Here is a 256-nt window from a genome sequence, read left to right on the forward strand (position 1 = left end):
CTGTTCGCGTCGACCTTCACGCGCAGCCAGATCGCCGCGATCTTCATGACGATCGTCGGTACGCTGATACCGGTCGTGCAGTTCTCGGGGCTGCTCACGCCGCTGTCGTCGCTGGAAGGCAGCGGCAAGTGGATCGGCACGATCTATCCGGCCACCTACATGCTCGCGATCAGCCGCGGCGGCGCGCAACTGTCGAGCGCCGGCGAGCCGGTCGAACTCGGGCCGCAGCGTGAATATGCGGCGCTGTATGCGCAGT

The 256-nt window shown here is 66.0% G+C and carries 1 protein-coding gene; it reads left to right on the forward strand.

Going from position 1 to position 256, the window contains the following annotated elements; all coding sequences use genetic code 11:
• Positions 1-256 (forward strand): hypothetical protein (locus SB816_RS33160; RefSeq protein ID WP_410548397.1); only part of this gene is annotated, 256 nt, incomplete at both ends.

The organism is Achromobacter sp. SIMBA_011, from assembly GCF_046535435.1.
Lineage (GTDB): Bacteria > Pseudomonadota > Gammaproteobacteria > Burkholderiales > Burkholderiaceae_B > Achromobacter > Achromobacter dolens.